Source organism: Variovorax sp. V213, assembly GCF_041154455.1.
Taxonomy (GTDB): domain Bacteria; phylum Pseudomonadota; class Gammaproteobacteria; order Burkholderiales; family Burkholderiaceae_C; genus Variovorax.
Genome location: NZ_AP028664.1, coordinates 3,647,301 through 3,665,507 on the forward strand (window position 1 = coordinate 3,647,301; position 18,207 = coordinate 3,665,507).

Below are 18,207 nucleotides of genomic sequence, written 5' to 3' on the forward strand. Positions count from 1 at the left end.
GGGCAATGTGGGTGTCAGGCTCGGCGGAAGAGCCGGCCGATGAAGCCTGGCGCTTCCTTTTGACGCGGACTGAGCGTGTGGGCGATTTCCACGAGCCGCTTGCAGAGCGCGCTGCCGCGCGACATATCCGCCAGCGGCACGCCGCGGTTGATCGAGGCATCCACGTCCTTGCCGCCGTCGGGCACGCTGACCAGCGTGGCCCCGCCCAGCGAGCGGCGCATGTCGGACAAGCCGATCTCCGTGCCGCCGGCGCTGCGATTGACCAGCAGCTCGACCTTGCCGGCCGGATAGCCGAGCGACTTGAACACCTGCATCAGGCGCGTCACGTTGCGGATGTGCGGCAGGCTGGGCTGGAGCACCGGAAAGATCCGGTCCGCGCGGTCCAGCACGCGAATGGCGAGCGGATCGATGCGCAGGCCCAGGTCGAACAGCACGAAGTCATACTGCGCCGCGGCCACCTGCAGGATCGCATCGACGTGCTCGGCCTTGATCTCCAGGGCACGCGAAAGATCCTCTGGTGCGGCAAGAATGCTGAAGCCCGGCGCGACCTTCACCGTGCTTGCCGCAAGCAGCGAAGAATCGAGCCGGCCGATGTCGCGGGCCACATCGGCCAGCGTGGAGGTGGGCCGCAAGTCGCTCACATAGGAAAGCGCATCGCCGAATTGCAAGTTCAGGTCGATCAGCAGCACCGAACGGCGCATCGAGAGCTGATGCCCGATGTTGGTCGCTAGAAAGGTGGCGCCGCTGCCGCCCTTGCACGGCATGAACGCCACCACCTGGCCTGCCTCGCGCGACTGCGTGCCGGCCATCTTGAGCGCAATGCGCTCCACCGCCGCCTCAAGCGCCGCGGGCTCGGGCGGTGAAGGCAGCACTTCGCGCACGCCCGAACGCATGGCAAGAATCAGGAACTCGGGCGTCTGCATGGCGCACAGCAGCACCACCGCAATGGCGGGGTGGCGCATCGTGAGCTGCTCGACCATTTCCAGCTCCTGGGGATCGCAGCACATGCCGTCCACCAGCATCAGGTCGGGTGCTGATCGCTCGACGACCCATTGCATGCGGCTCTTGCCGCCTTCGAACACCGATACGGCGTGCGAGCGTGCCTCGAGCACCTTGCGCATGTCCTGCAGATGGGCGGGATTGGGGGAGATGATGGAGATTTTCATGATGACGTAGCTCGGAGTTGAGTGAAGATTAGGAGCAGACGGCGTTGCTGTTGGGGTCTTGGCCCATGATTTCGCGCGGTAGGTAGGTGGAAAAACTCGGCATCGGGATCGGGGCATGGGTTCCGAATCCAATGGGCGAGATCCACTGGTAGTCGAGATCGACGATGCTGACATTCACGGCGCTGCAGTTGGCGGAGGTACAGGTCGCGCTGACGCTGCCTGCGGCGTCGTACCAGTCGATGCTGACGTTGGCTGCCGTCAATTGAGGCAGGAACTTCTGCATGTTGGAAAGCACGACGGCGGCGTCCCGGTCGCACACGACGGCCACGCGAGCGCCCCAGCGCGTCGCTTCGGCGGCCGCATTCCACGTCCACAACATGCGCGCGAAATCCAGAATGCCCAGCATGAAGGTCAGGAAGAGCATCAGGACCAACGCGAACTCCACCGCGGTCGCACCGGCCTGCTTTGTTCGATTCATGATTGACCTCGCATGGTGGCGCTGATGTCCCCGAACGGGATGTCTCCGTTCGCATCGCCGAACGTGAGCCCGAAAAACCCCGTGAGGAGCGGGCGGAACTTGTATCCCGTCACCTTGATGGTGACGGTATTGATTGCCGGGCCGCTGCCCTTGAATTGCCAGGTCGGGGTCGGGACGTGGGAAGTGCTGAGGCCCAGCACCAACGGCGAGACGCCGCCGGCCGGGTTGCCAAAGACCACCAGGTTCTTGGCAATCGTGATCTTGGTGGGATCCGTGGTCGCGATCGACGGGTCCTGCGTGGAAAGATAACGGGAGGCGTCGCGCAGCGATTTCGCGATGGTGTTGTACTGGTACAGCGCCCGCCCGAATTCGGTGGTGATGAACGTCAGGATGAGCAGCAATGGAAGGATGAGGGCAAACTCGACCAGCGCCACCCCGTTCTGCTTCTTCTTCATGGCATCTCTCCTACTGAACGAGCGTCGGGACCCTGGGGCCGCTTGTGCCGCCAGCCAGACCTGCGGTGGCGCACGGACTGCCGGCAGACTCCGCATCGCCGATGAACTCGAGCCACATCTTCGAATTCTTCCCGCTCGCGTTCTTCTCCAGCGGATGCAACATCAGCATGCAGGCAAATCCCTTGAGCGTGATCGGGGCATTCGACCACCGCGGTCGTGACCACGCGTCGATTGGCGCCCTTCGTGTAGTCGGTGGAACTGAAATTTCCTTGGGTCTTGAGATTCGTGGTATCGGGATTCTTGTTATCCCCTTCGTAAGGCGCGAATGAATTGCGCTTGGCGGCAAATCCGTTTGGGCCGGGGTCGTCATACCTGCCTGGCTTCGTGACGGCAGCGCTGTCGGCATACCAGGCGTATCCGGTCTGATCGGGAACAGCAGTCGCGGCGTTGAGGCTGCCCTGATAGATACCGAAGCGGGTATTCCAGGCGGCGACCGCTCCATTGGTCTTGCCCGCCTTGCCAACGTCGGTCTCCATGCCGGGGAGACCGCATTGCCCACTGCTCGTCAGGAGGTCCTTGATCTCGCGTGCCCCGCCGCCGCTTCCAGAAAAATCCACCCAGCGGAACTGGCCGGACTCCACATCGTCGTTGCTATTGGTCACGCCTTCAATCCATTCACCCCGCGTGAACCCCCAGCCGGGCGTGGTGGATTTTTGGCAGACGCCGACGGGAACCAGGCAATTGGTCTGTGACGGCGCCCTGGTGGCAACGGCGACAGCGGCCACGCTCTGCGATGCCCCGTACGTGGCGTCTCCACTGAACGCGCTCAGGGCATGGAGGATCCATGGCGCAATGCCCGACTTCGTGTGCAGGCACTTGGCGTACCTGGCATTCGCGACGGGCGTAAAAGTATGGCTGTAGGTGCCGATCAGCGAGTCGCTGAACACGACGTCGGCCTGGGCGATGCCGGTCGCCTCGCCTTGAAAATTGATCTTGTTGAGATCGGCCGCGGTCTTGCCTGCGCTGGTGGCACGCGTCAACGCATCGCCGGCGCCGTCGAGTTCCTGCGCGGCAGACAGGGCACAACTGTCCAGGGCGGTCTGCAACTCCGTTTTCACGATGAAGAGGCGGCCAAAGTCCAGCGCAATGCCCATAAATCCAAGGAGGAACAGCAGGACCAGCGCGACGGTGATGATCACCGCGCCGCTTTGGCGGTGGCCGGAGGTGTGGACTTTCATGATCGGCTTCCTGTGCTGTGATGTCGGTTCGAAAAAGCCCCGCGCTTCAGCCGCAGTTCACGCCGCCGAGGCAGGTGCGGACAAGATCGACAAGATCGCTAATGCCGGTGTCCGTTACCAATGGCCGCAAAGCGACAATTAGCAGGATCGAGATCACGGCAATGACCAGCGCGTACTCCACCACCTGGGCACCGCTTTCATCCCTCAGGAGCAACTTGAACATGATGAGTACCTCGCTTTGTGCAGGACCGTCATATGGACGACGGGCGGCGGGCAACGGACAAACCGGCTCCGCCACCGCCATCGTTCCAGTAAATGCGTGTGCGATTACCGGGCTTACGGGTTGCAGACGGCCATGTTGCCCGAGAGGCAGGCGGCCACGCGTTGAATGAAGGTTGTGAAGTAACCTCCGGTGGTCAGGCCCTGCAGTGCAATGACGAGGGCAATCGACACGACTGCGATGATGAGCGCGTACTCGATAACTTGCGCGCCGTCCTCTTCCTTGGCGAACGAGGACATGAAGTTGCCGGCACGGACAAAAAGTTGGTTCATTTGTTTCACCTTTGAAAATTGCAGTAAGAAAACTAAAAATCTTGCGTTGGTTTTTGGGTTGATTGACGTCTGTCTTTGTGAGGCAACTCCTTTCTGTTCGAATTCAAGAATCGGTCGGAGGCCGCCTAACGACCCTCACCGCCACTACCAATTCCGCCGCCGATGTTGATGACGTTCACTGCCGGCGGCGGCGCCTTGTAGGACTTCTGGTACTGCACCATCGACTCGCGCGCCGCGCGGCCGTCAATGCCGACAACCGGGTTCCCGTCCTTGCCGGCATCGGGATTGATCGTCATCTTCCTTTTCGCGTCGCGCACCGCATCGCCAAAGCGCGCGTCGTAGTTGGGCGTGACGTGGGAGCATCCGGTGCCCAGAAGCAGCGTCAGCGCGAGAGTGGTCGACTTAATGAACATGGTGATGCTCCTCAGGGGTGTCATTGGGCTTGGCCGGCCGGTGCAACCGGTGCCGGGGTGGCGCTTTCGAGGCTGCCGTTCAGGTAGATCTCGGCGCGACTGGGAACCACGTGGTTGTCGTTCGGAACGCGGGGGGTCTCGGCCAGCGGACGGACCAGGCGCGGCGTGATCACGAACATCAGCTCGGTCTGGTCGTTCTGGAACTCGGTGCTGCGGAACAACGCCCCCATCACCGGAACTTCGCCGAGGCCGGGATAGCGCTTCACGGTTTCGGTCGAGTTGCTCTTGATTAGCCCAGCAATGACAAAGCTCTGGCCATCGTTGAGCTGCACGGTGGTGTCCGCGCGGCGTACGGTCAGCGAGGGCAGCACGGCTGTCACACCGCCCACTGTGGTGAACGGCGATCCGGTCTGCGACAGGTCCGACACTTCCGAGATCATCTTGAGATTGATCCGCCCGCCGTTGAGCACGGTAGGGGTGAACTTCACGCCGATGCCGAACTCTTTTTCTTCCAGCGTGATGGTCGAACCAGCGCGGCCGTTGGAGTTCTGCGAAACCGGGATGAATATCTTTCCGCCCGACAGGAAGCTGGCCTGCTGCCCGCTGATGGACATGATGTTGGGCTCGGCCAGGATGCGCACCAGGCCGTCGTCTTTCTGGCCGTCGATGGCAATGGATGCACGGCCGATGCGCAGCGCCTCGACAAGGCCGGCACCGCCGCTCAAGAAGTTGGAGATCAGCGAATAGGTGTTGAGCCCGCCGCTGGCCGTGCGTTGCAGGCCGACGCGTGCCCCCAGGCGATCCAGCAGCGTCTTGCTGACCTCTGCGATCTTCACTTCGAGCATCACTTGCTGCGGCGCCGTCACGCGCAGCAGGTTCACCACCTTCTTGCCGTCCGCGCCATAGGCCATGGCCAGGCTCATCACGTCGTCGAGCTTGAGCGCGTCGCTGATCTCGCCGGTGAGCACGATCGATTTTTCGGCGCTGCGCACACGGATGCGGCTTTCTTCCGGCATCAGCTCGGCGAGCTTGGACTGCAGCGCGCCCGGATCGATGGTGACGATGACGTCCTTGATGTAGCAGGTGCCGTCGACGCTTTGCAGCACGACGTTCATCGAGCCCGCCTGGCGGCCGCGAAAGAACAGATCGGTCGGGCTCAGCAGCGTGACGTCGACATCGGCGATGCCGTCGCCCGCGTTTGCGGCCGTGGCGGGGGACGGCGCCGGTTGCCCCGCGGCTGCTGGCGCGGCTGCGCGGCTCGACGGCTGGCCGCTGACCACGATGCGCGCAACGCGCGCCTTCAGCGGGATGACCACCGACTTGCCGAGCACGGCGTAGGTCGGCTGGTCGTCCGGGATGATCGCGGTGCAGCGCCGAGGGGCAGGCGCGGCCGGTGCTGCAGCCGCTGCTGCAGCCGGGGTTGCAGCAGCAGCGGCAGCCGGCGCAGCAGCCACCACGTCCGCGGCCATGGCGGGTGCCGCCAGCGTCATGAGTGCCGCCAGCAGCCAGGCGGGTGAAGAAGAAGAGAGATGTTGCACTTGTGGTTCCTCCTGCGGGGGTGATCAGAAGCAGTTGAGCGTGCGGGCGGCGTGCTGGATCACTTCCACGCACTCGGATTGCCGCATCGCCACTGGAGCGGACCGTGGCACTCGCGCGGGGACCTGCCGCGCAGCCACGGTGGTGGAGATCGGCAGGATTTCCTTCTCGCCGAACAACTGGCCCTTGGTGATACCTGCGGTGGCTACCGTGGTCTTGTCCATCTGGTTGCGCAGCACCAGCGAGAGGGTTCCCACGCTGCGTGCCAGGTCGAGCTTTTCGGAGTCTTCGAGCGAGAGCTCCAGCGTCACGGCGCTGACCACCTTCGGCTTTGTCTCGTCGCGATTGGCCTCTTGCGCTACGGCCAGCACCAGCACTTTTTCAAGCACTGTCTTACTGATCTGGCGGTTCTCTTCGCCATGGTTCTTGTCTTGCTGGGCGTTGACCATCACATCGACGTAGTTGCCTGGTAGGGCAAAGCCCGCCACGCCCACCACGTCGTTCACCCGCACAGTCATGGCGCGCTTGCCGCTGGCAATGACAGCGGAGAGGCCGCCCGTGGTGCCGACAGGCGCGAGCTTGCCCTCCAGAATGGCTTCGCCGCGCAGCACGCCAACCTTGACCACCCGGTCTTCGAGCGACTTGGCGTCCTTGAACGAGCCTGGCGGCAGCGAGCCGCTCGGCCAGTCGACCAGCGACAGCATCTGCGGGTTGACCCGGCTGCCCAGCTCGATGTCGACCGCGGCCACAACCACTTTGTTGGAAGCGATTCCGCCCTGTCGCGAAACCCATCCCGCCGCGTAGACCGCGGCGGCCAGACCAGTGAGGAGGGCCAGCAGCAGCAGCCCGAGTGCCTTGACGTTTTTCATGCGAATCTCCGAGTGCGGTGGGATGAAAGTGGCGGGCTATACGTAGCCCAGTTGATGCGCCAGGACCTGTGCGACCGTCCCCACGCAAATGCAGATTCCGTAAGGCAGCTTTCCGATGGATTGCTGCATGTCGATGGTTCCGTTGGGCCGCAGGCCCGCAATGCCTGACATCGCCATGCCGTTCACGGTGTCCTTCACGTTGGCCAGCATGTGGCCGAGGCGACGCCGGTGCATGGCAACGATCAACGCCGCTGCACCACCTGCAATGCACGTGAAGAGAATGGCCCACAGCGTTTGAGAGGGGCCGACGAAGGCGCCGACCATCGCCATCAGCTTGACGTCGCCCGCGCCCATGATTCCGAGCGCATAGAACGGCAGCATGATCAAAAGGCCTGTTCCCAGCCCCCCCAGCGCCTGCGTCGCGCCCACGAGCGGCGTGCGCGCCGTGAAGGTTCCGTAGATCACCGCGAAAACCATGCCGCCGAACGTCAGCCAGTTGGGAATGCGATATGTGCGCAAGTCGCTGACCGCGGCCGTCACCAGCAGGGCAAGGAGCGCAATCATGCGGAAATCCGTTGCCAGCATCGCCAGCAGCTCGAGGAAGGCATCGAATTCACGCATGGACAGCTCCGTATGGCGTTGTTGTTGATCTGCTGCTGCGCATTCAGGACCCGCGCCGTGCCGCAAGCAACAGCAACAAACTCACGAACACCACGAGGGAACCGAGCAACGCGAATTCCATGAACGACATGCCCGCGTCTTCCCGCAGCAGGTTCATGAAATTTCTTGGCGGCAAGTTGAGCGGTTCCATGCGTGTCCCCAGTGAAGTGGTCGGCCGGCGCTGCTTGTTGCCCTCATCGGGCTCAAACGTTTCGCCGTGGGGTCACTGTAAAAATTGCGCTGCCTAGACACATGAGCGATGCGCCCCTTCTGAAGCGAGACAAGCGCCCCGCCCGCTCCGTCCGCACCCATGACAAAGCGCCTGCCCCCAGGGGGGGCGCCATGGCCGCCCGCTGGGGACAAAAAAAAGGCCCTGGCGTTGCGCCAGGGCCCTGTATAGCTACTGATCTATCTGCTATTTCAGGTGTCGAGCGTCAGATGCTGGCCATGCAGCGCCGCGGCCGCGGGCGATGCAAGAAAGCCGATGGTCTGCGCCGCGACCGCGGTCGACACCCATTCCGCGGGATTGGCGTCGGGCATGGCCTGCCGGTTGGCCGGCGTGTCGAGCACGCTGGGGGCCACGCTGTTGACGGCCACGCCATGCGGCGCCGCCTCGACCGCCATCGCTTCCACCAGCCGCTGCAGCGCGCTCTTCGATGCGATATAGGCTGCCATGGCCGGCAAGCCGCGCGCGGCCACCTTGGCCGTGACCGCCACGATGCGGCCGGCGCCGTGCTCGATCATCGAAGGCAGCACCGCTTGTGTAACCGCCACGAAAGACCAGGCGTTGAGATTCATCATGCGGTCCCAGCTGGCCCGCGTGAGCGCATGGGTTGCCTCGCCCATCTCGAAGCCGCCCGCAATGTGAACCAGCGCGTCGATGCGGCCGAAAGCCTTGAGGGCCTGGCCCGCGAGCTCCGACATGTCAGACGCCGAGGTCACGTCCCCTGCCAGCAGCAGGTGCTGCGAATTGTCCAGGCCCGGAAAGACCTCGGCCAGGCGGTCCGCATGGTGGTCGACCAGCGCAAGGCGTGCGCCCTGCTCCAGAAAATGCTGCGCCACTGCGCGCCCCAGCGCGCCCGCGGCCCCCGTGATCACAACATGCGGCATGGTGGTTGTATCTGTCATGGAAGATTTCTCCTGGTGGAGGGCCCCGGGGCCCGGCGGATGATGGCCAATGCTAACGCCGCCTCGCACAAAATCGTTGAACCCCAGAATTTTTACGCTATACTTGCGGTCTTGCCAAAAAACGCAAAACGTTTTGCAGCAAGGGCTCTTAGCTCAGTTGGTAGAGCAGCGGACTCTTAATCCGTAGGTCGAGTGTTCGAGTCACTCAGGGCCCACCAACCAACATCGCGGAAACGCTGAAAAGCCTGCTACCTCATCGGTAGCGGGCTTTTTTATTGGCTCAACGGCTACGACTCACCGGTCAACCAGCCCTCGACAAACATCGACAGGACGTCCCGCTTTTCTTTCACCTCCGCCAGCAGGTATTGCCGCGCGTGCTCTTGGGCGAGTTCGCTCGACATGAACCATGCCTCGCGCGCCTCGTCTCCCTGTGGAGGCGGGGTGCCCCAAGATGCGACGCCGCGGCCGAGAAAGGCCTCCGTTACGGGCAAGCGTCCATCGGTTCGACCCAACTCCGACAGCGGGTTGCGTGGACCGCCGAGTTCGACGCGGACGCGCACGAGGTCTTCCTCCACCACGATGGACGCACCCAAACCACCTTGCTGCTGAACCTGCCACAGTTGGGCCGCGACAGCATGGCGGATCCAGCTTTCCAATGCCCGCTCCAGGCTTTCGATGATTGTTTGCTTGTCCATCCGGGACTCTTTCATATCTGGATCAATGGTTGAAGCACTACCTGCCCCGCGCAGGATAGCCGCGCGCATGTCCTGCGGAATTTCGACAGCGCGATGGCTCTGGAGCGAGGTGGTCACAAGCACCTGCTTCACCTGCATGCGCAGTTCGCCGCTGGCGGGGTCGAAGCAGCGCAACACGAGCGTCATGGAGCGCGAGCCCAGCCGCTCAACCGAAAGGCCGAGCGTGACCTTGTCGCCCATGCGGCTCACAGCGCGAAAGTCGGCTTCGAGCCGCACCGTTGGCAAGCCGATGCGCCGTTCGCCGATGAGCGCGTGGTAGTCGACACCCAGCCCGTCGCTCACCCAGTCTTCCACCAGCCCATTGAGCATGACGAAGTACTGCGGATAGAAGACGATGCCCGCGGGGTCGCAATCGGAAAAGCGGATCATCCGCGGGCGCTGGAATTCGGCCAAGGGGGCTTGCGCTTCGCCTGCTTCGCTCATCGTCAGCCCTCCTCGCCCGACGGCTCGCTGCGCATCACGTGCACGCGCAACTGGCCGAGCTGCGTGTGCATCTGCTTGACAGTCTTCATGTCGAGGCCCGAGAACATTTCGAGAATCCACTGCTCGTGTTCCTTGGCCATGGTCTCGAAGGTCGTGCGGCCCTTGGGCGTCAGGCTCACGATCCACGAGCGGCGGTCGTCGGGGCTGTGTGCGCGCGCCACCAAGCCGTCGCGCTCGAGCTCGTCGGTCAGGCCCGTGACGTTGCCGCCGGTCACCATCAGGTAGCGCGACAGCACGCGCATCTTGAGGCCTTGTTCATAGCGGTAGAGCTGGGCCATGTAGTCGAAGCGCGCCAGCGAGATGCCGAAGCGCTCGCGCAGCCGGCGCCGTATTTCGGCCTCGATCTGCGTGGTGCTGGCCAGCATGCGCAGCCACAGCCTGAGCATGGCGTGGTCTTCGCGGCCCGCCCGGGCCTCGTGGCCGAGTTCTTCGGCATCGCTGAGTGCGGCGTGCGAGGCATCGTTGCGCATCACATCACCTCCCCGCCCGACACCGAGACCGACTGTCCGGTGACGGAAGCGGCGCCGTCGCCGCAGAGCCAGCGCACCGCATCGGCCACCTCGGCCGGCTGCACGATGCGCCGCTGCGGATTGACGCTGGAGAACTCGGCCAGCGCGTCAGCCTCGCTGCGCCCGGTCTTGCCCACCACGTTGGCGACGCTCGCGCGCAGGATGTCGGTGTCGGTGTAGCCGGGGCACACCGCGTTCACCGTAACGCCCTTGCGCGCCACTTCGAGCGCGAGCGAACGCGTGAGCCCGACCACCCCATGCTTGGCCGCTGAATAGGCCGCAACATAGGCATAGCCCTTCTGGCCCGCAGTGCTGGCAATGTTGACGATGCGGCCCCAGCCGGCTTCGAGCATGTCGGGCAGCGCCGCCTGCGCGCACAGGAAACTGCCGGTCAGGTTCACCGACAGCATGCGCTGCCAGAGTTCGACCGAGGTCTTGAGAAACGGTGCGCTCTCGGCCGCGCCGGCGTTGTTGACGAGGATGGCAACGGGGCCGCGCTCGGCACGCGCCAGCGCAAAGGCCGACTGCACCGCTTGCGCGTCGGCCACGTCGGCAGCGGCAATGCCGTGGCCTTGCCCGGCGAGTGTGGCGGCCACGCGTTGGAGCGCGTCGAGGTCGCGCCCCAGCAACGTCAGTGTCGCGCCCTCGGCGGCAAGGGTGCGGGCGATTTCGGCGCCGATGCCACGCGCGGCGCCGGTGACGAGGGCGTGGCGGCCAATCAATGAATTTGCTTGCATACCTGAATTATTTAGTTCTGAACGATTTTAGCGCGTATGGCCGGCTCATCGCCTGTTCAGCGCATGAAGCGGCCGCCGTTGAGATCCAGCGTTGCACCGGTCATGAAGGCCGCTGCGGGTGATGCCAGGTAGACCACGGCGGCTGCCACTTCTTCCGGGCGGCCGAAACGGCCCAGCGGAATGCCTGCTTTCAGCGCCTGCTGCCGTGAGAGGGCCAGCGCGTCGAGGGCTGGGCCTTCAACCGCCGCCGGGGCCAACGCATTCACCGTGACGCCATGCGGCGCGAGTTCTTGCGCAAAGCTGCGCGTCAGGGCAAGCAGCGCCGCCTTGCTGGCCGCATAGTGCGCGCCGGTGGCGGCACTGGCCTGCTGGCCGGCCATCGACGACAGATTGACGATGCGTCCGGATCCGCGCTGGCGCATGTGCCGGCCGGCAATGCGGCAGCCGAAGAAGCTGCCGCGCAGGTTGACGGCCAGCACGTCGTCCCACTCGTCGGGCGTGATGTCCCAGATGGAGCTGAAGGGCGTGCGCGCTGCGTTGTTGACCAGCAGATCGATGGGGCCATAACGTGCCGTCGCCGCATCGAAGCAGCGAGAAAAATCGGCTTCGCTACGCACGTCGAGCCTCATGGCGATGCAGTCGGCACCCGCGTTGCACAAGCTCGCGGCGGCCGACTCGGCGTTGTTCGCGTCGATGTCCGCAAGCACCACGCGCGCCCCCGCTTCGGCAAGGCCGCGCGCAATGGCCGCCCCCAGGCCCTGCCCCGCTCCGGTAACGAACGCAGCCTGGCCTAGAAGCGGTGGCGGCGCGGAATTCATGCCGCCTTGGCGGGGGCGCGCGCGGAAGGCCGCCCGTCCCAGGTCTGTGCACTGACCCCGCGCTCGCGCAGCTTGAACTTCTGCACCTTGCCGTTCTCGGTGCGCGGCAGGTCTTGCAGCACGTCGATGTAGCGGGGCACCGCAAAGTAAGGCAGCCGGCTCTCGCAGAAGCGAACCAGCTCGGCGGGGTCGATGCGCTCGCCGTCGCGCGGCACCAGCGCGGCCATCACCTCGTCTTCGGCCAGTTCGGATTGCACCGGATACACGGCGCAGGAGGCCACGCAGGTGTGGCTCAGCAGCACCTGCTCGACCTCGAACGACGAAATGTTTTCGCCGCGCCTGCGGATCGCATCCTTGATGCGGTCGACAAAGCGAAAGGCGCCGTCGGCATCGCGCACCACGCGGTCGCCGGTGTGGAACCAGAGGTTGCGCCAGGCCTCGACCGTTTTCTCGGGCATGTTGAAGTAGCCGCTCGCGAAGGCGTGCGGCTCGTCGGCGCGCAGCAGCAGTTCGCCGGCCTCTCCGGCGGGCAGCTCCACATCGCTTTCGTCGGCCACGCGCGCCTGAAAGCCGGGCCGAAGCCAGCCCATGACGCCGCCGCGCGGCGAGTCGGGCGTCGTGGCAATGGCAAAGTTGGTTTCGGTGGAACCGTAGCCTTCGAGCAGGCGCACGCCGGTGCGCTCGAAAAAGGTCTTGCCCGCGGCGTCGGGCACGCCGGGGCCAAGGCCGGTGCGCACACGGTGGTTGCGCTCTGCCTCGCCCGCGGGTTGCGCAAGCAGTATCGGAACCATGGCGCCCAGCAGGTAGACCACGGTGGCGCCGTTCGCACGCATCGAAGGCCAGAAGCCCGACGCCGAGAAGCGCGTTTCGAAGACGACCTCTGAACCGGTGAGCGCGGCCTGCGCAAAGGTATTGAGCGCATTGATGTGAAAGAGCGGCAAGGTCGTGCACAGCACGTCGTCCGCGCCCACGCCAAGCACCTCCGCGCTGTTCACGCCCCACCAGAAATACTGCGCGTGCGGGCAGACCACGCCCTTGGCCGGCCCGGTGGTGCCCGAGGTATACAGAATGGCCAGCGGATCGCCGGGCTGCACCTCGGCGGGCGGAACGGCTGGCCCGCCCGGGGGATAGGCCCGCATGCGCACACTGGGCGGCGGGTGCCATGCGGCATCGTCGCCCGCAGGCGCGTCGCCGATCACCCAGATTTCTTCGAGCTTCGTCTGCGCCAGGTCCGACGTTTGCAGGCGGTCCAGAAAGCCGGCCTCGATGACCAGCAGCTTGGCTTCGCTGTGCGCCAGGAAGTACCCGATCTGAGGCCCCATGGAGGCGGTGTTGACCGGCACCGTGGAAGCGCCGAGCCAGCCTGCACCGAGAAAGGTCTCGAGAAACTCGATGCGATTGCCGCACATCACGGCGATGCGGTCGCCCCGCGCGACGCCGGCTTGCGCCAGCACGCCCGCTCGAATGCCCGCCGCTTCGGCCGCATCGGAATGCGACCACTGGCGGCCCGCGATGCGCAGCAGCGGACGCGAGCCGTAGAGCGCCGCCTGCCGGCGCAGCATGCCGGGCAAGGTGCGCTCACTGGCCGGCACAGCGCGCGGGTCATTCGTCATCGTGCGTGCCTCCGCCCAGGTAGGTGGCCTGCACCCGCGGATCGCTCGCCAGTTGGGCCGAAGCGCCCGAGAGCGCAATCTCGCCGGTTTCCAGCACGTAGCCGTGGTCCGAAGTTTCGAGCGCGGCACGCGCGTTCTGCTCCACCAGCAGGATCGACACCCCGTCGTCGCGCAGCTTGCGAACGATGGAAAGAATGTCGCGCACGATGAGCGGCGCCAGGCCCAGGCTCGGCTCGTCGAGCATCAGCAGGCGCGGCGCGGACATGAGTGCACGGCCCACAGCGAGCATCTGCCGCTCGCCGCCAGAGAGCGTGTCGGCGCGCTGCGAGCGGCGTTCGGCCAGACGCGGAAAGCGGTCGTACACCGACTGCAGCTGCCGCTTCATCGCATCGCTGCGCAGCCGCTTGGCATAGGCGCCGAGCTGCAGGTTGTCGAGCACCGTGAGCTCGCCGAACAGCTCGCGCTTTTCGGGCACGAGGCACAGGCCTCGCTCCACGCGCGCTTCCACATCGAGCCCTTGCAGGTCTTCGCCCTCGAAGCGGAGCTGGCCCTTGCACGGCAGCAGGCCCATTGCGGCCGCAAGCAGCGTGGTCTTGCCAGCGCCGTTGGGGCCGATCACCGAGATGATCTGGCCCGGCTGCAGCTCGAGCGAGACCCCGCGCACCGCCTCGACCTGCCCATAGGACACGTGCAGGTCGCCGATCTCCAGCATTGCGCTCATACGACGCTCCCGAGGTAAGCCGCCTGCACGCGCTCGTCGGCACGCACGGCCGAGGGCACGCCCTCCACGAGCTTGGAGCCGAAGTTCATCACCACCAGACGGTCCACCAGTTTCATCACGAAGTCCATGTCATGTTCGACGATGAGGATGGTCACGCCCTCCTCGCGCAGCTTGCGCAGCAGGTCGCCGAGCGCCATTTTTTCCTTGCGGCGGAGGCCCGCCGCGGGCTCGTCGAGCACCAGCAGCACCGGGTCGGCGGCCAGCGCGCGCGCAATCTCGAGAATGCGCTGCGTGCCCAGCGGCAGGCTGCCCGCGAGTTCGTGCGCGCGGTCGCCCAGGCCGATGCGGTCGAGCTGGCGCTGCGCTTCCTGCAAGATCTGCTTTTCTTCGGTGCGGTCGAGCCGCAAGCCCGCCTTGAGGATGCCCGAGCGCGTGCGCGAATGCGCGCCCAGCGCCACGTTGTCGAGCAGGCTCATGTGCGGCCTGAGCTTCACGTGCTGAAAAGTGCGCGCCAGGCCCAGCCGCGCCACCTGCCGCTGCGGCATGCCGGCAATGTCGTGCGCCAGAAATCGCACCTGGCCGGCGCTCATTGGCAGCGTGCAGGTCAGCAGGTTGAACATGGTCGACTTGCCCGCGCCGTTGGGCCCGATCAGCCCGACGATCTCGCCCGCGCTCACTTCAAAGCTCACGTCGTTCACCGCCACCAGCCCGCCGAAGCGCTTGACCGCGCCCTTCACCGACAGCACCTGTGTGCCGCGCTGTGGCAGCTGGCGGTGCGGCAGGGGATCGACCGTGGGCGCCTGGTAGCGCGAAGCACCTGGCGCACCGGCGCGCCGGCGCGTCCAGCGCCGCAACAGGCCCATGAGTCCACCACGCGCAAAGTGCAGCAGCAGGATGAAGAGCGTTGCGAACGCCACGGCCTCCAGTTGTCCCGCACGCTGCGTGAGCATCGGCAGCACGTCTTGCAGGCCGTTCTTGAGCACCAGCACCAGGGCCGCCCCCACCAGCGCGCCCGCCAGCTGCCCGAGCCCGCCGGCCACGGCCATCAGCAGGTATTCGATGCTTGCACGCACATCGAAGGGCGAAGGACTCACGAAGCGGTTCATGTGGGCATAGAGCCAGCCCGCCAGCCCCGCGAAGAGCGCGGCCGTGACAAACAGCGTGAGCCGCACGCGGTACGCATCGGCCCCCACGCTCGCCAGCAGCGTGGCGCCGCCGCGCAAGCTGCGGATCGCGCGGCCCGGCCGCGACTGCAGCAGGTTGTGGCTGAACAGACAGGCCAGCCCGACCACCGCCCAGATCAGGTAGTACATGGCGCGCGGATCGGCCAGCGACCAGCCTGCGATGCGCAGCGCCGGAATGTTCGACAGGCCAGTGTGCCGCCCGAGCGCATCGACATTGCCGAACAGCATGGCGATCGACAGCCCCCACGCGATGGTACTGAGCGGCAGGAAGTGGCCGCCCAGCCGCAGCGTGAGCATGCCGATGGCGAGCGCCGACAAGCCCGTGAGCAGCAGCGCGAACAGCAGCCCGATCCATGGCGACATGCCTTGCGTGGTGGTGAGCCATGCCGTGGCATAGGCGGCGATGCCCACGAAGGCGGCCTGGCCGAACGACGTGGCGCCGCCCACGCCGGTGAGCAGCACCAGCCCGAGCGCGACCAGCGCGCCGATGCCGATGTCGTTGAGCAGCGAGACGGTGAAGCTGCCCGCCACCGCCGGCACCAGCGCCAGCACGGCGACCACCGCGGCAATCCAGGCCATGCGCTTGCGGTTTCTGTTGTTGTTGTCGTTCATTGGTCCACCTCGTCTTCTTCCTCTTCGGCATGGGCCGCAAGAAAGGAGCGCAGCATGAGCACCGGTATCAGCAGGCTGAACACGATCACGTCTTTCAGCGCGCCGCTCCAGAACGAAGCAAAGCTCTCGACCACGCCGACCGCGAGCGCACCCAGGGCCGTCATCGGGTAGCTCACGAGCCCGCCGATGATCGCGGCCACGAAAGCCTTCAGTCCGATGATGAAACCCGAGTCGTAGTACATGGTGGTCACCGGCGCAATCAGCACGCCGATGAGCCCGGCCAGCAGCGAGGCGCAGCCATAGGCCAGCAGCGCCGTGCGCACCGGCCGGATACCGACCAGCCGCGCGCCGATGCGGTTCACCGCCGTGGCGCGCAGCGCCTTGCCCGCCACCGTGCGCTCGAACACCAGGAAGAAGAGCCCGCTCAGCACAATGGCCGCGCCCACCATCAGCACCACCTGGCCACTGACCGTGAAGCCGTCGCCCAGCGTGAACACGGCACTCGTGAGCGGCGTGGTGCGCGATCCCTCGGGTCCGAAGAACAGCAAGCCGAGGCCCGACAGCAGAAAGTGCAGCGCCAGCGACACGATCAAAAGCACCAGCACCGAGGCATCGGCGATCGGCTGGAACACCACCCGCGCGAGCAGCGGCGCGATGGGCACCACCAGCAGCACTGCCACCGCGATGTGCACTGCCACCGGCACACCGGGCCGCGCCGCCAGCCATGCCAGCAGGCAGGGGATGGCGGGCAGCACGCCCCACATCAGCACCGCCTTGGGAATGCGGGCGGCCTCCCCGCGCCGCAACAGGCTGCCGATTTCCGTGGCCAGGGCCAGCGCGGCGAGCACGGCCACCATGCCGATGGTCGACGGGACGCGCCCGGTTTCGAAGGCCGCGAGCGACAGGGCCGCGAAGGCCGCGATGTCGCCGAACGGCACGAACACCACCCGCGTGACGGAAAAGATCAAGACCAGCCCGAGCCCGGCCAGCAGATAGACGGCACCATTGGCGAGGCCATCGGTGACGAGAATCAGCGCCACGTCCCATGTCATAGAAAAGCCCCTCGGGGAATCGTCGTCATTGGCATCAAGCGGTTCAAGGTGCGAGCTTCCATTGGCCGTTGTCGAGCTTGACGATCACGCGGGCGCGTTCGTCCACGCCATAGAGGCTGCCGGGCTTGAAGCTGTAGACACCATGGGTGCCCACCACTTCCTTGGTGCTGAAGATGGCATCGCGCAGCGCGACGCGGAACTCCGCCGTGCCCGGCTCCGCCTTCTTCATGGCCCGCGAGGCGGCGTCCGCAAACACCAGCCAGCCGTCGAAGGAATAAGCCGAGAAGGCATCGCTGGTAGGCGCGTTGTTGACCTTCTGGAACGCGGCACGGAAATCGGTCGCGATCTTCTTGGTCGGGTAGCCGTCGGGCAGTTGCTCGGCCACGATCACCGGTCCAGTGGGCATCAGCGCGTTCTGCCCGGATGCGCTGACCACGCGTACGAAGTCGGGGTTGATCAGGCCGTGCTGGCCGTACACCCCGCCCTTGTAGCCGCGCTCCTGCAGCGCCAGGAACGGCAACGCCCCCGGCGTACCGGCGCCGCCGGTCATCACCGCGTCGGGCCGCAGCGCCACGATCTTCAGCACCTGCCCGGTCACCGAGGCATCCGCGCGCGCATAGCGCTCGTTGCTCACCACCTTGATGCCGGCCTCGGGCGCGGCCTTCATGAGCGCGTTGTAGACCAGGTCGCCCCACGCATCGGTAAAGCCGATGTAGCCGACGGTCTTCACGTTGTTGCGCTTCATGCGCTCGACCACCGCATCGATCATCAGCTGCGTGGGCTGCGCCACCGTCACGACCCAGGGGTTCTCATTGGGGTCGAGAAGGATGGGCGTGAGGCCGATCATCGGCACCTTGGCCTCCTTGCCGACCTGCGCCATGGCAATGGCGGCGGGCACGCCCGATGTACCCATGAGCACGTCGACCTTGTCTTCCTCGATGAGCTTGCGCGCATTGCGACCGGCCGTGGTCGGGTCGGAGCCGTCGTCCAGCACGATGAGCTGCACCTTGCGCCCATTGATTTCCGGCTTGTAGGCCAGCGCGGCCTGCATGCCCTTGGCATAGGGCACGCCCAGCGAGGAGTTGGGCCCCGACAGCGACACGCTCAGGCCGACCTTGAGGTCGGCCGCGAACGCGCTCGCAACACCACAGGCGGTCAGCGCCGCGGCGAGGGCACCGCGCGTCAAGGTCTGCATCAGGCTCTTCATGTCGTAGCTCCAGTGAGGAAG

The 18,207-nt window shown here is 65.5% G+C and carries 20 protein-coding genes, 1 tRNA gene and 1 pseudogene; 1 reads left to right on the plus strand and 21 read right to left on the minus strand.

All coding sequences use genetic code 11. The features are described 5' to 3' along the window. Nucleotides 1-14 precede the first annotated feature (14 nt). The 12 genes from ACAM55_RS17355 to ACAM55_RS17410 form a co-directional block, all read right to left on the minus strand. Entirely contained in the window at nucleotides 15-1,166 is a 1,152-nt protein-coding gene (locus ACAM55_RS17355) for a CpaE family protein (protein WP_369652735.1), read from the minus strand. A gap of 28 nt (nucleotides 1,167-1,194) precedes the next feature. Then, a complete protein-coding gene (locus ACAM55_RS17360; protein ID WP_369652736.1) occupies nucleotides 1,195-1,644 on the minus strand; it encodes a TadE/TadG family type IV pilus assembly protein in 450 nt (149 codons plus the stop codon). Further along, nucleotides 1,641-2,099, minus strand: a complete 459-nt coding sequence (locus ACAM55_RS17365) for a TadE/TadG family type IV pilus assembly protein (protein WP_369652737.1) — start codon at nucleotides 2,097-2,099, stop codon at nucleotides 1,641-1,643. Before ACAM55_RS17365 ends, ACAM55_RS17360 begins: the two co-directional genes overlap by 4 nt. Further along, complete coding sequence (locus ACAM55_RS17370) at nucleotides 2,096-3,337, minus strand: pilus assembly protein TadG-related protein (RefSeq protein ID WP_369652738.1); 1,242 nt, start codon at nucleotides 3,335-3,337, stop codon at nucleotides 2,096-2,098. Before ACAM55_RS17370 ends, ACAM55_RS17365 begins: the two co-directional genes overlap by 4 nt. 46 nt (nucleotides 3,338-3,383) lie before the next feature. Continuing rightward, nucleotides 3,384-3,560, minus strand: a complete 177-nt coding sequence (locus ACAM55_RS17375; protein WP_369652739.1) for a Flp family type IVb pilin — start codon at nucleotides 3,558-3,560, stop codon at nucleotides 3,384-3,386. Between the two features lie 113 nt (nucleotides 3,561-3,673). Further along, nucleotides 3,674-3,889 carry a Flp family type IVb pilin gene (locus ACAM55_RS17380; RefSeq protein WP_369652740.1) on the minus strand — a complete coding sequence of 72 codons (216 nt, stop codon included), beginning with the start codon at nucleotides 3,887-3,889 and terminating at the stop codon, nucleotides 3,674-3,676. Nucleotides 3,890-4,014: 125 nt separating this feature from the next. Next, a complete protein-coding gene (locus ACAM55_RS17385) occupies nucleotides 4,015-4,302 on the minus strand; it encodes a hypothetical protein (RefSeq protein ID WP_369652741.1) in 288 nt (95 codons plus the stop codon). Between the two features lie 20 nt (nucleotides 4,303-4,322). Continuing rightward, nucleotides 4,323-5,840, minus strand: coding sequence for a type II and III secretion system protein family protein (locus ACAM55_RS17390; RefSeq protein WP_369652742.1), 1,518 nt, complete (start codon nucleotides 5,838-5,840; stop codon nucleotides 4,323-4,325). A gap of 24 nt (nucleotides 5,841-5,864) precedes the next feature. Further along, nucleotides 5,865-6,707, minus strand: coding sequence for a Flp pilus assembly protein CpaB (cpaB, locus tag ACAM55_RS17395; protein ID WP_369652743.1), 843 nt, complete (start codon nucleotides 6,705-6,707; stop codon nucleotides 5,865-5,867). Between the two features lie 36 nt (nucleotides 6,708-6,743). Continuing rightward, nucleotides 6,744-7,328, minus strand: coding sequence for a prepilin peptidase (locus ACAM55_RS17400; protein ID WP_369652744.1), 585 nt, complete (start codon nucleotides 7,326-7,328; stop codon nucleotides 6,744-6,746). Between the two features lie 43 nt (nucleotides 7,329-7,371). Next, on the minus strand, nucleotides 7,372-7,518 hold the full coding sequence (locus ACAM55_RS17405) for a hypothetical protein (protein ID WP_369652745.1): 147 nt from the start codon (nucleotides 7,516-7,518) through the stop codon (nucleotides 7,372-7,374). Nucleotides 7,519-7,787: 269 nt separating this feature from the next. Continuing rightward, nucleotides 7,788-8,495, minus strand: coding sequence for an SDR family NAD(P)-dependent oxidoreductase (locus tag ACAM55_RS17410; protein ID WP_369652746.1), 708 nt, complete (start codon nucleotides 8,493-8,495; stop codon nucleotides 7,788-7,790). 142 nt (nucleotides 8,496-8,637) lie between these two features. On the opposite strand from ACAM55_RS17410, the gene ACAM55_RS17415 reads away from it, so the two are divergent. After that, nucleotides 8,638-8,713 (plus strand) — tRNA-Lys (locus ACAM55_RS17415). 525 nt (nucleotides 8,714-9,238) lie between these two features. On the opposite strand, the pseudogene ACAM55_RS17420 reads toward ACAM55_RS17415, so the two are convergent. The 9 genes and pseudogenes from ACAM55_RS17420 to ACAM55_RS17460 all read right to left on the minus strand — a co-directional run. Beyond that, nucleotides 9,239-9,673: pseudogene (locus ACAM55_RS17420) on the minus strand (acyl-CoA thioesterase); the annotation flags it as partial. Nucleotides 9,674-9,675: 2 nt separating this feature from the next. Then, nucleotides 9,676-10,203, minus strand: coding sequence for a MarR family winged helix-turn-helix transcriptional regulator (locus ACAM55_RS17425; RefSeq protein WP_369652747.1), 528 nt, complete (start codon nucleotides 10,201-10,203; stop codon nucleotides 9,676-9,678). Beyond that, nucleotides 10,203-10,979, minus strand: coding sequence for an SDR family NAD(P)-dependent oxidoreductase (locus tag ACAM55_RS17430; RefSeq protein ID WP_369652748.1), 777 nt, complete (start codon nucleotides 10,977-10,979; stop codon nucleotides 10,203-10,205). Before ACAM55_RS17430 ends, ACAM55_RS17425 begins: the two co-directional genes overlap by 1 nt. A gap of 56 nt (nucleotides 10,980-11,035) precedes the next feature. Further along, nucleotides 11,036-11,797 carry an SDR family NAD(P)-dependent oxidoreductase gene (locus ACAM55_RS17435; protein ID WP_369652749.1) on the minus strand — a complete coding sequence of 254 codons (762 nt, stop codon included), beginning with the start codon at nucleotides 11,795-11,797 and terminating at the stop codon, nucleotides 11,036-11,038. After that, nucleotides 11,794-13,410, minus strand: a complete 1,617-nt coding sequence (locus ACAM55_RS17440; protein ID WP_369652750.1) for an ATP-dependent acyl-CoA ligase — start codon at nucleotides 13,408-13,410, stop codon at nucleotides 11,794-11,796. Before ACAM55_RS17440 ends, ACAM55_RS17435 begins: the two co-directional genes overlap by 4 nt. Further along, complete coding sequence (locus tag ACAM55_RS17445) at nucleotides 13,400-14,131, minus strand: ABC transporter ATP-binding protein (protein ID WP_369652751.1); 732 nt, start codon at nucleotides 14,129-14,131, stop codon at nucleotides 13,400-13,402. The genes ACAM55_RS17440 and ACAM55_RS17445 overlap by 11 nt, the downstream gene beginning before the upstream one ends. Further along, the gene (locus ACAM55_RS17450; protein WP_369652752.1) at nucleotides 14,128-15,927 is read right to left on the minus strand and encodes an ATP-binding cassette domain-containing protein; all 1,800 of its coding nucleotides are present in this window, start codon (nucleotides 15,925-15,927) and stop codon (nucleotides 14,128-14,130) included. Before ACAM55_RS17450 ends, ACAM55_RS17445 begins: the two co-directional genes overlap by 4 nt. Further along, nucleotides 15,924-16,979, minus strand: a complete 1,056-nt coding sequence (locus ACAM55_RS17455; protein WP_369652753.1) for a branched-chain amino acid ABC transporter permease — start codon at nucleotides 16,977-16,979, stop codon at nucleotides 15,924-15,926. Before ACAM55_RS17455 ends, ACAM55_RS17450 begins: the two co-directional genes overlap by 4 nt. Nucleotides 16,980-17,022: 43 nt before the next feature. Then, complete coding sequence (locus ACAM55_RS17460) at nucleotides 17,023-18,186, minus strand: ABC transporter substrate-binding protein (RefSeq protein ID WP_093018569.1); 1,164 nt, start codon at nucleotides 18,184-18,186, stop codon at nucleotides 17,023-17,025. Between the last annotated feature and the right edge of the window lie 21 nt (nucleotides 18,187-18,207).